The sequence below is a fragment of the Pandoraea nosoerga genome, assembly GCF_902459585.1.
GTDB classification, from domain to species: Bacteria; Pseudomonadota; Gammaproteobacteria; order Burkholderiales; family Burkholderiaceae; genus Pandoraea; species Pandoraea nosoerga.
In genome coordinates this window covers 110,525-128,049 of record NZ_CABPSC010000010.1, presented here as the reverse complement: position 1 = coordinate 128,049, position 17,525 = coordinate 110,525, and the positions used below count along the sequence as shown (strand labels likewise).

The following is a 17,525-nucleotide window of genomic DNA, read 5'->3' as shown; positions in this document are numbered from 1 at the left end:
ACGCCTACGACGGAAGCTGAGGAATCACAACAAGCCGGCGACCGTTGTGTAGCGCTTGAGCGGCGAACTGCACTGACTGACCACCTCCGCGACGACAGAGGAAGGGCTGCCGTGGGCAGCCCTTTTTCTTTGAGGCGAGCACCCAGCTCGCGCATAAAGTTGCATCAGGCAGAACCTTAGGTGACTGGCCCGCCGCGCCTAGACTAAGGATTCACGCTGTAAGTGCGGTTAACAGTGGCAGTAGATCTCTTGGCCGGTACGGAAACGCGGGGAAGCATAGAAAATGCCGTGTCAGTCGGGATCCCTTGACTCGGATGGTCGGTTTCATCGACCGGCGCGGCGCTGTTGCACCATGGCCATCAAAAGAAGAAGTAATGAAGCGAGCTCCACCGCCCCTCAGCCTCAATGCGCCGCCTGCTTCAATATCTTGGATGTCTCGTTGCCCTCGGTGTGGCCATCAGGGAAGACTCGCAGATAATCAAAGAGCTCCGACTGGCGAGCCTCAACCATCTGCCCGGCCTTCAGGCCACCCACATTGCGCGGCTCATTGCGCAACATGCCCTTGATCCGGTCGCCTTTCCACTCTGTGACTTCGATCCACATCCATTCGCGACTGCCATCTCGGGTGGTAAATGGCGCCTTTACTTGCAGTTGTTCACCTGGCGCGAGCCCCCGCTGGAATGCTTGCTGCAGTGCCGGCAATTGAGCGCGGGCGCGTTCGCTTGCGGCGCGTAATGCGGCGCCCTCTCTGACGTAGGCCACTTCGTCCGGCTGGGCGCCAAATACCGCCATCACAAAATTGGTCTGGCGTTCGGTGATGTCTCGGCCAGGATAAGCGTCGAAGCTCAATGCAGCGAGCGCATTGTTGGGGTCTCCGGCTTCTGGTGCGGCCTCCACCAACCGCAAACGCCCTTCACCCTTGCCACCCGACAGGATGCTGTCAGTCAAGCGCTTGCGTACTGCAGCATGACGGATGCTCGCTACCCTAAGTTGCACGGTTGCGCTGTCGTTTGGCGCGCCGGCTTCAACAAGTTGCTGGGCTACCGCATTGATCGTGTTCCCTAGCGGACGGTTGAGCGACCAAGTGCTGTCGTTGATAACGATGTCTGGTAAGCCAAACCGCGCCATGCCCAACGAAATTGCGCGGGTAGCCTCTCCACTCTTGTATGCGTGAATGACGATCTGCTTCGATACGTCGGGAGTGTCGCCATCCCACGCGCCCGAACGACTCGTTTCCCATGCCTCAGGGGTGAAGGCTTCGCGCGTTTCGTCGTCCCAGATGATGGCATGGCCTTTCTTCGCCAATTCTGCAACGAACTGTTCGGCCCGCCGCAGAGCTGTGACGCTTTGGCTGGCTGGGTGGGCAAAGGTCAAGATCAGCGCGCGAGGCGCCTTCTGGAGGGCTTCGGCTTGTTCCCGACTGAGGCCACGACCAAAGTAATGCAGCGACTGAATTGAGGGCGGCGCAAAGTCACTGGCCACCTTGCTGCTGTAGATAGTCTGCAGCAAAGCTTGGCTTTGTGCCGTCTTGTCCAGTTTGTCCACGACCTGCAACGCGAAACGCTTATCCGCCGCTACCTGTTCAAGCTTGCATGCGCCTTGCCATGTCAGATTCTCATCCACCAGTTTTCCGTCATGGATCACCAGCAGAACATCGTCCCGGGACTCCATTTTCTGCACCACAGATGCAATTTTTTCCGGAAACCAGACATCGTCCTGATCACAGAAAAACAGAATCTCTCCTTGCGCCATTTCCAGACAGCGACCGAAATTCCGCGAATAGCCCAGATTTTTTTCATTCCGCTGCATCCGTACGGCAAAGGGAGCCCGCGCTGCAAAGCGCTCCAGGATGTCCCAACTGGTATCCGTGGATGCGTCATCGCACACAACCAGCTCATCGGGCAACATCGTCTGCGCAGCAAGGCTTTCCAACTGCTGCGACAGGAACGCTTCTCCGTTGAAAACGGCGAGCAGCACCGAAATACGGGGGCGTGTCATGGCATAGGCACCGATTGGCCGGGATCGCAGGGCACGGGAGCCTCGAAAATCAGAGCAAAAATCTCTCTCAGTGTTTGCGGGCCGAGTTGTCTGGCGCAAAGGTACTGGTCCAGCCGGTCATGCAACAGCGGGTCGCTGACCGCCAACGCACCCCACCATTGGCTAAACGAAGTGGTATGCATGCCACGCACGTGTGCATGGAACTGCGGTATGGCGGCAATCAGCCGTGACGACAGCAGCCAGGCTTTCCCTTCATCCACGGGAGCCAGCTTCTCAAGCCGACGGATCAGTCGCTCAGCCCAAACCTGATTGCGCAAACGATCCACCTCGTTCCACTCGGGCCGGTGAGCGCTCTTCCAGGCGCGCAGCGTGCTTTGCCATTGCAGCAGTTCGGGTGGCCTTCCGTCCCAGAGAATTCGCGCATCTGCGTAAACCCAGTTTGACGCGAAGTCAGCCAGTGTGTCGGCGCGCGTTTGCACATGCAGATCCACCTGAACCTCCTGCGCAAAACCGAAAATGCCGCCGTGGGCAGGCTCATCGGTCAGCAGCAGCAAGTCGACATCCGAGTCGCCGATTTCCGCCGGCAACGGACGCCGCGCCAGGCTGCCATACAGCACCACCCCCGAAAAGGGGATGGGCATCAAGGCCCGGAGTTGCACCAGCAATTGCTGCACATCGGCGTGGACAAAATACTGATGCAGTGCGTCCGCCAGCGCGGGCTCAAGCACCGGCCCGACCGCAACCGGCCGGGCGCTCATGACGACGCTCCGACTGGGGAAGACGCCTCGTCCCGAAGCAATTGCCCGACGACGAGGCGGATCTCATCCATGCCCGTCAGGCAGCCCTCACGGCTACGGCAATACGCCCAAAGGCGCGCGACCCGTTCCGGCTGCACGTCTACACCACAGGCATGCAACGCATACTCCACCGCAGCGCGGCCGCTGCCCGGCCCGAGCAACAAAGCCTGCTCGCGACCGAGTGCGCGCGCCGGCACGGCCGAGTAGACCAGATCCTCATAGGCCTCGCCGAAGTCGCGGCTCTTGAGAATTGCGGCGACATGGGTGCCCGTAGAGGTGCTAAACGCATCAGCGCCGACCAGCGGCGCCTGCGGGGCAATGCCGATGCCCGCGGATTCGGCAAAAAGGGCACATAAGCGCGCCATGGGTTCCAGAGCGAAGTGGCTATTGCCGGCTTCCCGCAACAACCAGATGAACTGCTCCAGCGGCGTATTGCCGGTGCGCTCGCCGACGCCCAGAAAAGTGCCGCTTATCATTGACGCCCCGCTCGTGGCGGCCGCCCACGCGTTGGCCAGACTCAAGCCTTTGTCATTGTGACCATGCCAGCCCATTTCCACGGAGGAATGGATCCGTGCGAGCACATTCATCACGAATTCGGTCAGACGCCGGGCCCCCTCGGGAACACAGTCACCCACGGTGTCGCAAATCACGACGATGAGGGCACCCCAGTCGGTCGCCGCTTGCAGCCCCCGGGTCAGCGCGTCCGGCCCTGCGCGGGAAGCATCTTCGTACGACACCCGGAACGGCAAGTTTTCCCGCGCGGCCAAAGCACACGCTTTCTCAAGCTTTTGCAGTGCTTGTTCGAACGTCCAATGTTCGACCCGCAGCCGTAAGTCGCTGATGCCGATAAAAATATCCGCAGCCATGGGGGCCTGCGTCGCGTCGCGGATCGCCAGAATCGCCTGAACATCGGCCTCCACGGCCCGGGCCATGAACACAGGTTCTATCGGCAACTTCCGGTCATGGACATGCCGGGCCAGCGCTGTGCAGCGGTCGTACTCTTGTGGTGATGCCGCCGGAAATCCCAGAAAGGCATGTTGCACGCCAACCGCGGCGCTCAATTCGAGCAGACGGATTCTTTCCGCAAGCGCGGGCTGCCGCAAACGTACGCTTTGCAAGGCGTCGCGGATATCCTCTTCCAATCGGACATGTTGCAGTTGATGCGCGGGGACAGGGTTCCAGGACGCCAACAGATTGGATACCTCGGACATAGTCTTCAACCCTCGGCCATCAGCAGGGCCCGCAAGCGGGTACAGGCCAACTGGAACATCGCAGGATTGCGCTGGAGCGCCACGCGCAGGTATTTCTCACCTGCGTGAGGATGGGCCCAGTAAAACTGCACGCCGGTGAGTACGGACAGGCCGTGTTCCGCCATCAATGCCTGCCACTGCGTGGCCGTGCGCGGCCCTGTGACCTGCAACCACGCGACGCTCATGCGCCCCCCCTCTTGCGGACAGAGACAGGTGCCTTCCAGCGCCTCCTGCAAGGCCAGACGATTGGCCGCAATGACGGCGTGCACCTGCTCGGTACCCAACGCGACAAAATTCCGCAACAACTCGATGGCCACCGGCGATACGTGGAGGATAAAGTCGGAGTAGATATGCGCGATGCGCGGCGCCAGCCCCATGGAAACGCTGAAAAAGGGCGCCTTGATTTCCTTGGTTGGCCAGGTTTTCCCCGTATCTTCGATCAGGATGCAATCGATCCCGGAGCGCGCGAGCATGGCGTATTGGTCATAGACTGCCCCGGGCCGCTGAAAAAAGCGGAAGGTCGCATCCAACACCAGCAGGCATTTTTTCTTTTCGCAGAAATCAATCACGACCTGAAGGTTTTCCTGCGGCAGCTCCATCCCGCTCGGATTGTTAGGCGCAACCAGAAACAGCACGTCCGCTTCAAGGCGCTCCAGATGCATCGACAATTCATCTGGCCGGCTTTGCATCCAAGCCTCAGGGAATACCTGCAACGGAACGTCATGGCGACGCAGGATGTCATGCAGGTTGTCGAAGCAGGGCTCGATCAACGCCGCGGTGCGCTTTTCCAGGCGAAGGTAGTTCGCCACGACTTCCAGGCCGATCGACGCGGTGAAGCACATGAAGTAAGACCAGGCATCGTGATCACAGGTCTGGCGTGCCGCCCCGAGAAACGTTTGCACATAGGCCCGCTCAATTTCTCGCTGCTGCATGCGATCGACTTGCATGAAGATGCGAGGGAGATTCTGAATAATTGCACTTTCCTCCGCACTCAATTCACGATATGCATGACCGTCCGCCAGATTTAATTGATTGGACAGAGCCGATATTTGTTCTTCTGTAAGATTGTGCACAGCAGTCAGATAATTATTAAAAATCAGCGGTTGCTTCCGATGGAATGCAGTTGCTCCGCGAGGAAGGCATGGCGGGCATGGAATTCATCGCGCATCACATTGGTCTGTCGAATCAGTCGCTCCGTTCGGAACGCGGTGCGACCATGCAGAACGCGCAGATTGTCAAACACCATGGCGTCACCCGCTTCCATGGGATACCAGACGGTATAGGCACCGGAATAGGCAATCTCCAATGCCTTGCGCAAGGCTGCATAGACGGCATCCATCTGCTCCGGATCGATGCGCAGGGCAGACATGGTGCGCTCGTTAAGACGCACCTCCGTCAACTCGCCCGCCGAGTCCCTCATAAAGGCGGGATGATTCGAGACAATGATTTCGTTGCCGGCGCGGCGCGCATGACGAATAGGGGTCTTGCACAGCACTTCGTACGCTGCAGCGTCGAGAGCTTGTAGCTGTTTCGCGCAGGCGTGACTGTCCGTCATCGAAGACACGCCACCGCCATCGCGGCTGGGCGTTATGCAATGAAAGACATTGATGCCGGTGGGCACAGGCCGGTACGTTTCATCGGTATGCGGCAGGATCTCGACCGGGAAATCGGACAAATGGCTGCCTTGTTCGCGCAGTTGCAGATCGGTGATGGCGCCAAAATGCGTGTCACGCGTATAGCCAAGCATCCGGGTCAACGTGGCGGTTTCTGCGGGATCGGTCCCGACATTCTTCACCACCACGAAGCCATAGCGAACCACATGATCGAGCAACCGGTATCGCTCGCGATCGTCGTGCAACGCCAGGCGATAGTCAGCCGTGGGAATCTCGGGCAAGGTACTGTCCCAGAGGGTCTTCTGCGTATGCGACGTGGCTTGCACATGGCAGTTGCGCCGCAGCCATGCAAGGTCGTACCGGGATCGATGGTCACCGTGATCCCAGACGACATCGAGGCAAGCGCCGTCCCATGCTACGTGGCGCAACGTCACGTCCTGCGGAATCTTCAGCCACGACTGAAAACGGCTGCCGCTTTCATGGTCGCCGCAAATCTCGCACGCACAATTGTCGCGCAGCCAAAACTTGCTGTAACGGCTGACACTCCCGTCGCGCCAAGCCACGTCCATAAAACGCGAACCCACTTCAACCGTGACAATGCCGTTGATCTTATGCATTTCTACCGATATCGAAATCTGAAATAAAATACGAAATCATCCAAATTTGCAGTCGTCGCCCTAGGCAATGAACGCTACGCACATGCCGAAATCGCCTATTCAGACCATGGATGATCTGGATAAAAAATTCTTAAAATCGTACGTCAGATCGAACATACGCTTTCCGCAGACACGCTTTTATTTCATTTTGGATTTCTGTGGAAAATTGCATTCTGACGATATCCCCAGACTGAACGGGTTCGATGGCCTGTCGGCAACGTCCGTCAGCGCAGATGCGTTGGTACGGCTGGCACAGGCGCAACATCGCCGGCGTTCGGTCAGAAAGGCGCCTGATGCTGCCGAGATCGCCCGCGACATTTCAAAAACGGTAGCAGCCATGCACGAGTTCCTCGATCGATGCCGCGTGGAAGAAGGCATGCCTGCCGCGGCACTACAGCGTTGGATCGAGCAATGTCGACAACTGACAGACTGGATCGACGCCTCATCCTTGTCGCGGGAATACCTGGACTTCCTGTCGCCACGCCAACCCGGCGTGGCCGGGAACGTCGTGCGCATGGTCAGTCCTCTCGCAGTCGCAATGCAGTCGGCACCCCGCCTTGGCGTTCTGGAGACACTCTGGCAGGAAATTGACAAGGAGGTCTGGGTCATCCGATAGACCGGGGTGCCGTCCATGGGCTTGCTGTGTCAGATTTTCTCAAAGAGGAATGTGACCAGCCTGGGCGGACGCCCCGCATCGCGGTCATGCCAGGCCTCATCCATATCCACCAGGCGAAGCTGATGTTGCCGCGCCGCCTGGAGAAAGTGGCTGATCTGATGGTCAAACGCAGGCACCGTCAGGTCCTCGCTATTGCGGACATAGCGCGCCATGCTGCCCTGATACTTCTTTATGGGATGGAGCTCACTGATGAAAAAACGACCTCCCGGCTTCAGGCAGCGCCGCACCTGAGCAAACACCGCGTCGAGTCGTTCCACGTGCTGCAACACCAGATTGCAACTGATCAGATCATGTGAGGCACTGTCCACCGGCCACGGCTGGCTGATATCCCACTCCAGGAATGCAACGTTTGAGCGCACCTCTTTTTGACGTGCGATACCGATCATTCCCGCAGAAAAATCCATTCCCAGAACGCTTTCCGCACGCGCCGCAAAAAATGGAATGTTCTTTCCCGTGCCACAGCCGCAGTCAATGACCGCCTGGAAAGCCTGATTCGCAAACTGCTTCTCTGTCACCCTGGAGTCGAGGTCACGTGTAATGTTTTCGTCGTTGTCGTACGTGGTGGACCACGTATCGTAGCCGGCTCGAATTGACATAATCGAATGCATTTTTTTGCGAGCGCGGGAGGAGCGCTCGTTGTGCAACAGTCCCAATGGGCAGGAACACCTAAGTGCAGTACGTTACAACATATCTTGAGGCATTCCCAGATGGATTCCGAGCCTAATTACGCGCCTCCCGCACTCAGGCCGGATTATTGCTCGGCCAACACGTTGCCCTGACGATCGACCAGCGCCACCTTGACGATTTGTGCCTTGACGGCCTTGTTCGACATGTCGGCGGATTGCGTGTAGCCATAGACCACCAGCGTCGGCGCCGCGCCACGCGCGCGCATCGACTCAATGTTGCGGGCTGCGTCTTCATTGGCAACCGCCAGATAACGGAAGCCATCGCCATTGCTGAAACTCAGACGGTACTCGCCGTTATCGTAGAAATAGCGGAACGAGCCGCTCTCCCACAGCGAGCTGTCGAGCGGGAAGCTCTTCTTCTCGAAGTCGTACTTCTGGACAGGATTGCTCACGGTAATGCGGAAGTAGCGCTGTGCCTTGGCCTGCGCAACCGCCTGATCGATTCGTGGCTTGAGGGCTGCGAGCAGATCGCGCTTGCGGAACTCGTCGTTCGCACCCGCATAGTCACGCGACATGCGATTGGCGATCTGATCGTAGTCGACCGGCATGTCGGCCAGCGCGAGGTACGCAAACATCAACTGATTGCCGCTGTTGTATTCGACGTAGCTCGATGCGGGCGTGGCCGGATCTCCCTTGGGCAGCGCCGCCTGCGCGGCCTGCTGCTGCGCCTGTGCCACGGCCCGCGGCGAAGTCGCGTCGGCCAGATTCGGCGTTGCGGGGGCGGTGTCGGCGGCGGGCTTGCCCTGCGGCGCCTTGTCGCCACAGGCCGACAATCCGACCGACGCTGCGGCGAACGCCGCCGTCAGCACAAGATGTTTGAAAGTACGTTGCAGAGCGAGCGTGTGCGTATGCATGATGGGCATCCTTATTGAGGAATACTCGGGATTCGAGTGCGTTCGTAAGTAGGAATGACGCGTGAAGTCGATGTCGGTCGACGGTGCGAATCAGCGCTTGGCCGCCGTCCAGCCGAGCACGCCGCTTGCCGCGAGATACAGGCTCACCAGCACGGCGAGATATCCCCCCAGACCGATCGACACGGCCTTGAGCGCTTCACGAACGAGTTCGCTGGCGAAGTCTGCCGCCTGCTTGCCGCCGAACATCGTTGCCGCGCCCTGTGCTTGCGAAATGCCATCGCTGATGTTCATGTAGATGCCGGCCATCAGCACCCCCATGAAGAGGAGCGGCAACAGGTTCGCGAGATGCGCGCGCGGATCGCGCACAAAGTAGGGGGCCAGCGGCGCGAACAGTGCGACTGCGGCCACAACGCCGTACACACCTGCGCTGCCGCCGTTACCGCCCAGCGCGTTGATCATGCCGCCCGGCGCATTGATCAGGCCCAGCAGCTTCCACAGCGAAATGCCGACCTTGTAGTTCGACGACACCTGCACCGTGATGGTGTTCAGGAAGAACCAGGACACGGCCAGCAAGCCCATCGCGCCGAGCGTGCGCGCCCCGAAGCGGGCCACGAGCGCATTACCGCGCTGCTTGACTGCGGAGAGTGCCTCGTCGGTCGCCTCGCGGGCGAGCTGGCTATCGGAGACCGCGCGCAGTTGCACCAACTGGCCCGCTTCGTCGATCAGCGCATCGACCGTCATGTTCACAGCGGGGGCCTGCTCCGATTGCCACACACCTTCCAGGGTGAACGGATATTGGCGACCGCCAATGCTGACAAGGCCGGGGCCGGTGCTCGTGTCGCGCAAAATCTTGCCACGTTGGTTCATCGTTTCTCTCCAGTGCTTGGTGTCGCATCTGCGGCACGCCGAGGGGTTGGGTCGAGCGCACGGCCGTCTCACGGGCCCGCGTCGTTGCCCGCCGGGCTCATCGAGCATCGCGGCGGATACCCCCTATTCGGAGCGGCCCGGCAAAACCGGAAGAGAATCTGAGAAATATTTTCGCGGGCGAAATCCCCGCGCGACGCGATAGGCGCGCGGACAAAAGCAAAGGGGGCCGAAGCCCCCTTGATCGTGCGTGTCGATGCGCAGCAGCGCCCCCCCGGTCAGTGCGGGTCGTCCACCACTTCGCCGTATGACAGCAGCCCCGTCGCCTTGAGATCCGTGAGCGCCTTCGCAGCGTTCCCCGTGGGCACTGCGAGCCAGATCATGCCGTCCTCGTCGGGACCGCGCACGATATCCAGTTGCAGATCGCCTATCGCCTTGCGCAGTTGCGCGACGGTCGTGCCGTCTGCGAAGATCACCTGAACCATCGGCACACCCGGCGCAGGAGACACCGGTGCGCCACGCATCGCGCTTGCGCCGTTGTCTTCGGACGTCGATGCCATTTCGGCCAGACGCATCGTCTGTGTACCGGCCACCAGCACCAGTGCGGCGAGAGAGGCGAACGCCCAGCCGCGCGGTATCGGACGCGTCCACCACGCACGCAAGCGCTCCGCCAACGACAGTGCGCCGCGCTCCGGCGCCAGCGTGGGCAGCTCATCGAATGCCACCAGCGGACGATGCTCGGCGTAGCTTGCATCGATGGCGTCGCGGGTGGCGTCGGCAAAGCGCTGCTCCTCGTCGAGCACCGCCTGCCATTCGGGATGCGCCGCCAATTTCTGCTTCATCCATGCCGACTCGGTGTCGTCGACCTTGCCGCAGACATACAGCAGTGCCAGCGCGCGGAAGCGGTCCTGATCGTCGTTCGTCATGCGCGCGTCTCCATTTGATCCGTGGCCGGGCCGCCTCGCTTCGGACGCTCCCAGCCGAGTTTCGCCGACACACACCGACGCATACGCTGCGTGGCCGCCCGGACCCAGCCGCGCACCTGTTCGGCATTGATGAGCACCCCGGGCGGCGTCTGTTCCTGCAAGCGCACGGTCATGTCTGCGTAGCTCAGTTCTTCCTCCAGCGTGAGCTCCATTGCCAGCCGGTAGTTCGGCCCGTCGCCGGTCGGCAATGTGTTGAGACAGGCGCGCATCACGCGATCCAGTTGCGAACCGTAGGCGCGGTCTTCCGGTGACGGCAAGTCGCAGGCGGTTTCGTCAGGATCGGAAACAGGCGCGGTTGCGAGCCAGTGGCCGGCACCGGTAGGGGTGGCCATGGCGTCGCCATCGGCCTTGGCCGACGCAGCATCCTCATTGGACAGGGGGGTATTGCGATTGTGCTTGTAGTGCTTGCGCAAGACATCGATCGCGCATTTGTACGTGATGTCTTTGACCCAAGTCTTGACCGTAGCGCGGGCCGGATCGTAGGTCTCGGCCTTGCGCAGAATGCGCAGCCAGGCGTCCTGCACTGCGGTGACGGCCAGATCTTCGTTGTAATTGGTCGCCTGCAATGCCTGGCGGTCGAGCACGCGGGCAATGTGATCGTAGAATTTGCGGTGTGCCGCAAGCGCCTCGCGGCTGCGGTCTCCGGCTTTACCGAACTTGCGCAGCAGGCGCGTCAGTTCTTCGTTGTCGATGTCGTCGCTTTTCATGCGGGCAGGGCGTAGTCCAGCGCGAATTCTACGTGATCCGCGCCGTACCGTCCCCGCTTGAATCAGTGATTCAGCCGCAGTGTCTCATTGGCCCCACGTGCCTCCTCTACCGAGATCCGCATCTGCTCCGCAAACCGGAACAGCGCATGCGACAACGCCCGCACCGCACGCGGCAGGTGCTCCGTCCAGTCGGCCTGATCGACGAGCCACATCTCGACGGCCAGCCACACCTGGTCGTCAACGGTGTGGATCTTGATGGCTTTGTAGCGACGATTGATCTCGTTCATGGCGTGCAACACAAACGCCCGCTCCTGCGGCGTATCGATACACCACACGTTGGGCAGGAGCAACTTGGAGAATTCCGGGTCCTCGCGATCGAAACACAGGGCGTAGTTCATGCCTTCACGCTTGAAGACGATGTCGCCGTCGTCGTCCACATGGGCGACATAGCCCTCGCGCTTGAAGTAATCGAGCAGGGTCGGAATGGCTTGATGCATGGCTGGCTCCTGAGGATCCGCAAGAGATCCGAATGCGATCGGGATGGACCCGCCGGCGGTGACCGGCGGGCTGGCGGCAAGGCGCCGACATCCCCTATTCGCAGCAGAAGCGGAAAACCGGAAAGGTTTTACGTCACGACGACTCAGTGCAGGCCGGTGGTGCTCGCAACGCGACGGCAAAAAGCGTCGGCATCGCCATCGATCACCGCACCACTCGGCAGTTTCCCGGTGCGTGCCCGCGCCCGGCCGATGGCGTCCGCAAGCGCGGCGTCTCCCTGCACCGCATAGGCGAAGACCGCCAGCCCTGAGGCCGTGGCGTCTGCCAGCAGATCCGGGTTGGCGTCCATGGTGCGCGCGTCGACGTGAATGCCGGCTGGCAGGCCAAGCTCTGCGACCAGCCGGTTCATCCAGTTCCGGTCGAGCACGGGGGCCTTGGCGTGCTTGGCAATCATCTTCGTCCAGCGGTTCGACGCCGCCGCCTCGGCATTGCGCCCATCGAACACGATCAGCCCCATATACCCCTGAGCATCGGACGTGCGCGCGCAGCGCAGGTTATGCAACAACCCGGACGTCAGGAACCAGTTGCCATGCGAGATGCCCTGGCGCATCTGCGCCACCAGCCCCTGAATCGGTGCACAGTTGCCGACGACTTCCTTGATTTCCGCGTTGAGCGTCTTGCCCGGATAGCGGCTTGCGATGGCAAGGGCGTCGGACAGAAACGGCGGCGCCTCGGCAGTCGGCCGGCCATTGAGCGTCATGCGTGCGGCACGCCACTCGGCACTCGTGAGCTGAGCCACCGGACGCGGTGCGCCCGCGAGCACGGAGCGGCCCGTGCGCAGGTCGTGATGCAGCACCCAGGTACCGTCGGACAACTGCTGCATGTCAGTCTCCACACCGTCCCATTTCCCGGCGTAGCCGCTGCGCAGCGCGCTGCCGGAGTTCTCGGGGTCGGCAGCCGAGCCGCGATGCGCGTGAATCTGCATGCCGAGACAGGCGGCATACGACGGCGAGGCCGCCACCGCCAGTACCGTCAACGCAAGCGCGGCGGTGTTAGTGCGCAGCCGGGTGATAGCCATAGTTCAGCCCTTGCAGAACATCCTTGCGAATCGCTTCGTTGAGCGGATAACCGTAGCCCTGTCCCACCACGACCACATGCGCGATGTTGGTCAGCGCACGACCGCCCGAGGCTCCCGTGCGCGCCCACGACATCATCTGGCCGAACAAGTCGCTGCGGGTAATGTCGTTCGACGCCATCGACAGGATCGACCACACCCCGATCATCGCGCAGAAGAGTACGGCGAGCGCCGTGCGCGAGGCGCGGCGGCTCAACTCGCCATCCGGGCCGGTGCGCATGAGCATCAGGCACTTGGCGCTCAGGAACAACAGTTTGGAGAAGTGTGCGATGGCGCCCAACAGCGAGAAGAACAGTGCGACGGCGGGCACGATGGCTGCCCGCGTGGCGTCGATGCCTTCCTGCGCGTACTTGCCGCCATCCTCGAAGTCGGCGGGCTTCGCATCGTATTTGCTCATCTGCAAGCGCGCCTGCTCGTCGGAGAAGGCGTCGAACAACTGACCGAATGCTTCGGTGCTGGCGTACGACGGCTGCACTGTGGCGCTCGCGGGCAGACCGAGCGATTTGCGCAGTTCCTTCTGCACGCCCGCACGGGCCACGAACGCTTCGTACGAGAGCCCCGGCGGAATCGTCTCGCCGCCGACTTCCACGCTGTGGACCTTGCGCGCGGCCTGCTGACGGTACTTCACCGCAACCGCACGATAGAACGACACCATATCGCCCGGATGCCAGTTGCCGGGCAGCGCAGGCAGATCGCGGCGAACACTCGCGCTCACCTTGCCGCGCGCGTAGAACGGCACCGTCTCCGGCTGCCAGCCACGGCGCGACAAGCGGGCGCGATAGTCGTTCCACGCGCGCTGTTGCTCGGCGATCAGACCGGAATCGCCATCGGGAATGATCGCGGCGTACTTGCTCCAGTCGTCGTGCAGGCGCTTCATCGCGTCACGATAGTTGTCGTAGTAGCCCTTCGCGCCGCCGATCTCGCGGCGCACCGCTTCGCGCACCAGCGTCGCCTTGACCGCGCGGGTCTTCTCGTCGAGCCGGTCGACCGACACGGCCAGCACCGGGAACAGCGCCAAAAACGCCTTGCCCTGCGGCTTGGCGAACACCGTGTCGTTGCCCGTGAGACCGTCCAGTTGCAGACGTCCCTCGACGAGCGAGCGTTGCAACAGAATCGTGTTCGCGGCAATGCGACGGAACTCGGCGTCGCGTGTGGTCACCAGCACGTCGACGAAGGTCTTGATGGCGAAATACACCACGACGATGGTCACGAGGCACGCAATGCCGATGGTGCGCAAGCCGGGCGACTTCTTGCCGCCATCCTTGCCGCCGTCCTTGCCACTCCTCGTACGCTTGCCCATGAGCCATTGCAGCACGAACAGCGCCGCCGCAATGCCCGAGAGCGTGCGCCCGTAGACTTCGATGTGATGCACATCGTCGATGGTGGCGGTGCCGCCCACCACGTCGAGCAGGCGCCCGTTGAAGCCGAGTTCGAAAGTCAGGTAGACCAGCGTGAGGGCGATCAGAAACGCCGTCTGTTTCAGCAGGGTATTGCGCACGATCAGTTCCGCAGGTCGACTCGAACGGGTTTGACTTCTTCAGCGCCGAATGTCAGCCCGGCGCTGGGGGCACTCGGCAATCCCGGCACGGTGCGGCCGGACGACGCCACGGTCGTGGGCGTGTTCGGTGCCGGCGCATTGTTGGCCGGCGCCGTCGTGCCGGTGTTGCGCGCCTGACGGCGTGCGGGCGCATGACGCGCGGGCGCCGGATTGTTGTTCGCCGTCGCGCCAGCGGCCTGCGGCGGCGCGGGAATGAAGCGATTGGCGTCGGCCGGGTCGTCGATGGCCTTGAGCGACGCATCGGCGAACGGCTTGCGACGGACGTCGACACCCGGCGGCACCGGGATGGCCGATTGCAGCAGACGGCTGTCGGTATAGGTGTGGCGCACGAGGCGGCCGTTGCCCGGGAAGTCGAACACGAGCGCGCGCCCCTGGTCGATCAGATCGGCACGCGGACGGTCCGCGCAGTTGCCGAACGTCCAGCCAAGTACATCGCTGTCCTGAATGGCGTAAAGCACGTACTTGAACGGGCAGTTGCGCTCCTGCGTTTCGACCACCACAACGGAGCGGTCGCCGATCACCTCATTGCGCACCACGCGTGCGGTGATCGCGTTCTGCAACGGCAGCACGCGCATGTAGCGTTCGAGCTTGAGTGAGTACTGACCGTTGCTGCGGCGCAGATTGCCTTCCGAGCCGTCAGCCAGCTTGAAGGTGTCGACCACCGTACCGAAAAGGCTCGCCTGATCGATGCCGTAGACCGTGTTGCCCTGACTGTTTTTCGTCACGGCACAACCGCCGAGCGTGAAAGTCGTGACAATGACGCTCAGCAGTCCTGCGCGCCGCATTGCCGTGCGGGCACCCCAGCCCGCACCGCACTTCCCGTGTTCAATTCGTTTCATTCTAGTTGTTTGATTTCTCAAATCTGGCGCCCGATTCTCTCACATCGAAACTACCGAAACGATGACGAGACGGGCTGGGCGCTACGCCCGTGTTGCGCACGCAACGGTATTTTTCGGTCTGCCATTCTCTGCTATGCTCGGCGCACTCAAAACAAGGCGCCAACCGTGCTCTCACGCCATGCGCGCCACCGCCGCGCTGCCTGGGGAGAGCGAACGTGTTCGATACGATTGCCGACTGGATCAACAGCAAGACCGCTTTTGTGCTTGCCCTGCTGCTGGCACTGGCCGGCCTCACCCTCGGACTCGGCCACGCAGCCGCCACGCTCAGTGGCAGCCACGGCGAAGCCGCCCGGCGAGGTGCCGGCGACGGCATCTGCGGTGAAGTCCAGGCCTGGTTCGGTCCGCAGGCTTCGCTCGCCAATCTCAACGAGTTTCTGACGCAATACGGCGCCGTGGTCACCTACGGCCCCAACGAAAACGGCGCATGGCAGTTGCACTTCCCGGCACTGTCGCTCGACGACGCCCTGCAAGCCACCTCGCGCGCCAACGGGGTTGCCCGTGTGGCGGCAAACCCGCAATGCCGCGCATGAGCTCGCCGCAACCTCGCGTGCGCTGGGGCCAGGAGGCACTGGCCGCACTGGTCGTCACGCTCGGCTGCACCACCGAATACATTGCGCTCGGCGCACAAGCCACCTCCGCGTTGCCCGGCCCGCAAGCGGCCGCCTTCGGCATTTTGATCGGTATCCTGACGGCCGTGATCGGCATCGCCCTTGCCTCGCTGGGTGCCGGTACGCGGCCGATGATATCGGGTCCGCGCGTCGCGTCGACACTCTTCCTATCGAATTTGGTAGGGGCACTGGTAGCCGATCCGGCGATGGCGGCGCAGGGCATGCGACCGATCCTCACGCTGGCCGGGGTGGCGGTGCTGATCTCCGGACTGATGCAGATGGTGATCGGCTTGCGTCATGGCGGGTCGTTCGTGCGCAAGGTGCCCGCGCCGGTGCTCTCCGGTCTGATTTTCGGTGTGGCCGGGCTGGCCGTGGCCGATCAGGTCAACTTCCTTGTGCGCTGTACGCTCGACTGGGGCATCGTCACGCTGGCGATTGCCGGACTCGGCATTGCCAGTCATTTCGCGTGGCGTGCGTTCGCGCAACGTATGGCTCGCACAAAACGCAGCGGCGCACCGCCTGCCGGTCTGTCGTTGTTCGTCGCCATGCTGGTCGCGGCCGGCACGTACTATCTGGCGCTGCGCGCGCTACCGGCACCCTCGCCGGCCTGTCGTCTGATCGGCGTGGCCGGTCTCGATTTCGCGGCGTGGCGTCCCGTCGACACCGGCGTGTGGTTCGACCTGCTGCACGGCGTGAGCCCGCACGCGCTGGCCCTGACGATCGGCTACGGCCTCGTAATCGGCTTCGTGTCGTCCCTCGACACCGTGATTGCGGTCTCGTCCATCGAATCGCTCACGTTGAGACGCGGGACCGTCGACCGCGACCTGCTCGCGTTCGGGGCGGTCAACACACTGCTCGGCGCGCTCGCCCTGCTGCCCAACGTCGGTTCGGTCACGCGCTCGAACATGGCGATTGCCAGCGGCGCGCAAACGCGCTGGACCGCCGTCATGCACGCGGTGCTCGTCTGTGTCGCGCTCACGGCCGGTGTGGGGCTCGTGGCCATGCTGCCGAAACTCGCGGTCGCCGTGGTCGTGATCGTGATGTCGCTCGACATGATCGACGAGGGTGCGCGCACCATCACGCGTCACGCATTCTCCGACGCGCGGCCTCGCCGGTTGTTCGGCGCCGCGATGTGGCTGTTCACGCTCGAACTCGTTGCCACACTCGCCTCGGGCCAGCCACTGGTCGGCTTTGGCGTGGGTGCCGTGTTCGGAGCCCTCGTCGCGTGGCCCACGCCGCGTCGCCTGACCATCACCGTCGCCACGAGCGACGAACGTGACAACAGCCTCATCGCCACGCTGAGCGGTGCCCTGCTCGCCTACAACGTCGACAGCGCCGTCGTCGAACCGCTGCTCGCTCAGGTGGACGACGCCAACGCGGCGCGCGAGCGCAATCACCCCGGGGTTGCGCTGAGCGCGCTGCCGCCGTTGCCTGTCGTACTCGATCTCTCGGGCATCGTCCGCACAGATCTCACAGCCTGCCGCTCACTCGCCCAATTCGCCCAGTTCTGCGCTGCGCGTCATGCGGATGTGCGATTCCGCGTCCCGGCCGAGCGCGACGCGACATCGCATCCCAAGCATCCATTTGCGTCGGCGCACCCGATGACGCAGGCACTCCCCCACTTCGTCGATCCCTCGCGCCTGATCGTCGTGCCGAGGCCCGACGCGCACGCGGTGGCCGACGGGGTTATCGCCCCGCAGCCGCTCACGCCCTGACGGCGTTGTCTCCATCGAACGCGTTCAA

At 62.3% G+C, this 17,525-nt stretch carries 17 protein-coding genes; 3 read left to right on the top strand and 14 right to left on the bottom strand.

Going from position 1 to position 17,525, the window contains the following annotated elements; translation table 11 throughout:
• Nucleotides 1-402: 402 nt before the first annotated feature.
• The 5 genes from PNO31109_RS14145 to PNO31109_RS14125 all read right to left on the bottom strand — a co-directional run bounded on the left by PNO31109_RS14145 (nucleotide 403) and on the right by PNO31109_RS14125 (nucleotide 6,275).
• Nucleotides 403-1,998, bottom strand: coding sequence for a glycosyltransferase (locus PNO31109_RS14145; protein WP_150556106.1), 1,596 nt, complete (start codon nucleotides 1,996-1,998; stop codon nucleotides 403-405).
• Complete coding sequence (locus PNO31109_RS14140) at nucleotides 1,995-2,756, bottom strand: nucleotidyltransferase family protein (RefSeq protein ID WP_145864653.1); 762 nt, start codon at nucleotides 2,754-2,756, stop codon at nucleotides 1,995-1,997. Before PNO31109_RS14140 ends, PNO31109_RS14145 begins: the two co-directional genes overlap by 4 nt.
• Nucleotides 2,753-4,006 (bottom strand): hydroxymethylglutaryl-CoA lyase-like TIM-barrel protein, encoded by a 1,254-nt coding sequence (locus PNO31109_RS14135; protein WP_145864654.1) that lies wholly within the window; start codon nucleotides 4,004-4,006, stop codon nucleotides 2,753-2,755. The genes PNO31109_RS14140 and PNO31109_RS14135 overlap by 4 nt, the downstream gene beginning before the upstream one ends.
• Before the next feature lie 5 nt (nucleotides 4,007-4,011).
• A complete protein-coding gene (locus PNO31109_RS14130) occupies nucleotides 4,012-4,992 on the bottom strand; it encodes an aminotransferase class I/II-fold pyridoxal phosphate-dependent enzyme (protein ID WP_150556105.1) in 981 nt (326 codons plus the stop codon).
• A 149-nt stretch (nucleotides 4,993-5,141) separates the two neighbouring features.
• A complete protein-coding gene (locus PNO31109_RS14125; RefSeq protein ID WP_145864656.1) occupies nucleotides 5,142-6,275 on the bottom strand; it encodes a TauD/TfdA family dioxygenase in 1,134 nt (377 codons plus the stop codon).
• 67 nt (nucleotides 6,276-6,342) lie between these two features.
• Here PNO31109_RS14125 and PNO31109_RS14120 point away from each other — a divergent pair, with 67 nt between their 5' ends.
• Nucleotides 6,343-6,930: a hypothetical protein gene (locus PNO31109_RS14120; protein ID WP_150556104.1), complete on the top strand. Its 588-nt coding sequence runs from the start codon at nucleotides 6,343-6,345 to the stop codon at nucleotides 6,928-6,930.
• 29 nt (nucleotides 6,931-6,959) lie between these two features.
• On the opposite strand, the gene PNO31109_RS14115 is transcribed toward PNO31109_RS14120, so the two are convergent.
• From PNO31109_RS14115 to PNO31109_RS14075, 9 genes are all read right to left on the bottom strand, one after another.
• Nucleotides 6,960-7,643, bottom strand: coding sequence for a class I SAM-dependent methyltransferase (locus PNO31109_RS14115; protein WP_145864658.1), 684 nt, complete (start codon nucleotides 7,641-7,643; stop codon nucleotides 6,960-6,962).
• A 98-nt stretch (nucleotides 7,644-7,741) separates the two neighbouring features.
• Nucleotides 7,742-8,530 carry a DUF4852 domain-containing protein gene (locus PNO31109_RS14110; RefSeq protein WP_174966391.1) on the bottom strand — a complete coding sequence of 263 codons (789 nt, stop codon included), beginning with the start codon at nucleotides 8,528-8,530 and terminating at the stop codon, nucleotides 7,742-7,744.
• Between the two features lie 90 nt (nucleotides 8,531-8,620).
• Nucleotides 8,621-9,397: a hypothetical protein gene (locus PNO31109_RS14105; protein WP_145864660.1), complete on the bottom strand. Its 777-nt coding sequence runs from the start codon at nucleotides 9,395-9,397 to the stop codon at nucleotides 8,621-8,623.
• 275 nt (nucleotides 9,398-9,672) lie between these two features.
• Nucleotides 9,673-10,320 (bottom strand): hypothetical protein, encoded by a 648-nt coding sequence (locus PNO31109_RS14100; RefSeq protein WP_150556103.1) that lies wholly within the window; start codon nucleotides 10,318-10,320, stop codon nucleotides 9,673-9,675.
• A complete protein-coding gene (locus PNO31109_RS14095) occupies nucleotides 10,317-11,087 on the bottom strand; it encodes an RNA polymerase sigma factor (protein WP_145864662.1) in 771 nt (256 codons plus the stop codon). Before PNO31109_RS14095 ends, PNO31109_RS14100 begins: the two co-directional genes overlap by 4 nt.
• A gap of 62 nt (nucleotides 11,088-11,149) precedes the next feature.
• Nucleotides 11,150-11,584, bottom strand: coding sequence for a T3SS (YopN, CesT) and YbjN peptide-binding chaperone 1 (locus PNO31109_RS14090; RefSeq protein ID WP_145864663.1), 435 nt, complete (start codon nucleotides 11,582-11,584; stop codon nucleotides 11,150-11,152).
• A gap of 143 nt (nucleotides 11,585-11,727) precedes the next feature.
• The gene (locus PNO31109_RS14085; RefSeq protein ID WP_150556102.1) at nucleotides 11,728-12,660 is read right to left on the bottom strand and encodes a glycerophosphodiester phosphodiesterase; all 933 of its coding nucleotides are present in this window, start codon (nucleotides 12,658-12,660) and stop codon (nucleotides 11,728-11,730) included.
• Entirely contained in the window at nucleotides 12,635-14,215 is a 1,581-nt protein-coding gene (locus PNO31109_RS14080; protein ID WP_145864665.1) for a hypothetical protein, read from the bottom strand. The genes PNO31109_RS14085 and PNO31109_RS14080 overlap by 26 nt, the downstream gene beginning before the upstream one ends.
• A gap of 2 nt (nucleotides 14,216-14,217) precedes the next feature.
• Nucleotides 14,218-15,000, bottom strand: a complete 783-nt coding sequence (locus tag PNO31109_RS14075) for a hypothetical protein (RefSeq protein WP_150556101.1) — start codon at nucleotides 14,998-15,000, stop codon at nucleotides 14,218-14,220.
• Between the two features lie 329 nt (nucleotides 15,001-15,329).
• On the opposite strand from PNO31109_RS14075, the gene PNO31109_RS14070 reads away from it, so the two are divergent.
• Both PNO31109_RS14070 and PNO31109_RS14065 read left to right on the top strand, forming a co-directional pair.
• Complete coding sequence (locus tag PNO31109_RS14070) at nucleotides 15,330-15,704, top strand: hypothetical protein (protein ID WP_145864667.1); 375 nt, start codon at nucleotides 15,330-15,332, stop codon at nucleotides 15,702-15,704.
• Nucleotides 15,701-17,497 (top strand): SulP family inorganic anion transporter, encoded by a 1,797-nt coding sequence (locus PNO31109_RS14065; protein WP_174966390.1) that lies wholly within the window; start codon nucleotides 15,701-15,703, stop codon nucleotides 17,495-17,497. The genes PNO31109_RS14070 and PNO31109_RS14065 overlap by 4 nt, the downstream gene beginning before the upstream one ends.
• The last annotated feature ends 28 nt before the right edge of the window (nucleotides 17,498-17,525 follow it).

Coding starts and splice junctions, on each gene's coding strand:
- PNO31109_RS14085 (WP_150556102.1), bottom strand. CDS start 12,660: ATGGCTATCACCCGGCTGCGCACTAACACCGCCGCGCTTGCGTTGACG.
- PNO31109_RS14090 (WP_145864663.1), bottom strand. CDS start 11,584: ATGCATCAAGCCATTCCGACCCTGCTCGATTACTTCAAGCGCGAGGGC.
- PNO31109_RS14105 (WP_145864660.1), bottom strand. CDS start 9,397: ATGAACCAACGTGGCAAGATTTTGCGCGACACGAGCACCGGCCCCGGC.
- PNO31109_RS14065 (WP_174966390.1), top strand. CDS start 15,701: ATGAGCTCGCCGCAACCTCGCGTGCGCTGGGGCCAGGAGGCACTGGCC.
- PNO31109_RS14145 (WP_150556106.1), bottom strand. CDS start 1,998: ATGACACGCCCCCGTATTTCGGTGCTGCTCGCCGTTTTCAACGGAGAA.
- PNO31109_RS14120 (WP_150556104.1), top strand. CDS start 6,343: ATGAACGCTACGCACATGCCGAAATCGCCTATTCAGACCATGGATGAT.
- PNO31109_RS14095 (WP_145864662.1), bottom strand. CDS start 11,087: ATGAAAAGCGACGACATCGACAACGAAGAACTGACGCGCCTGCTGCGC.
- PNO31109_RS14100 (WP_150556103.1), bottom strand. CDS start 10,320: ATGACGAACGACGATCAGGACCGCTTCCGCGCGCTGGCACTGCTGTAT.
- PNO31109_RS14130 (WP_150556105.1), bottom strand. CDS start 4,992: ATGCAAGTCGATCGCATGCAGCAGCGAGAAATTGAGCGGGCCTATGTG.
- PNO31109_RS14110 (WP_174966391.1), bottom strand. CDS start 8,530: ATGCATACGCACACGCTCGCTCTGCAACGTACTTTCAAACATCTTGTG.
- PNO31109_RS14125 (WP_145864656.1), bottom strand. CDS start 6,275: ATGCATAAGATCAACGGCATTGTCACGGTTGAAGTGGGTTCGCGTTTT.
- PNO31109_RS14140 (WP_145864653.1), bottom strand. CDS start 2,756: ATGAGCGCCCGGCCGGTTGCGGTCGGGCCGGTGCTTGAGCCCGCGCTG.
- PNO31109_RS14135 (WP_145864654.1), bottom strand. CDS start 4,006: ATGTCCGAGGTATCCAATCTGTTGGCGTCCTGGAACCCTGTCCCCGCG.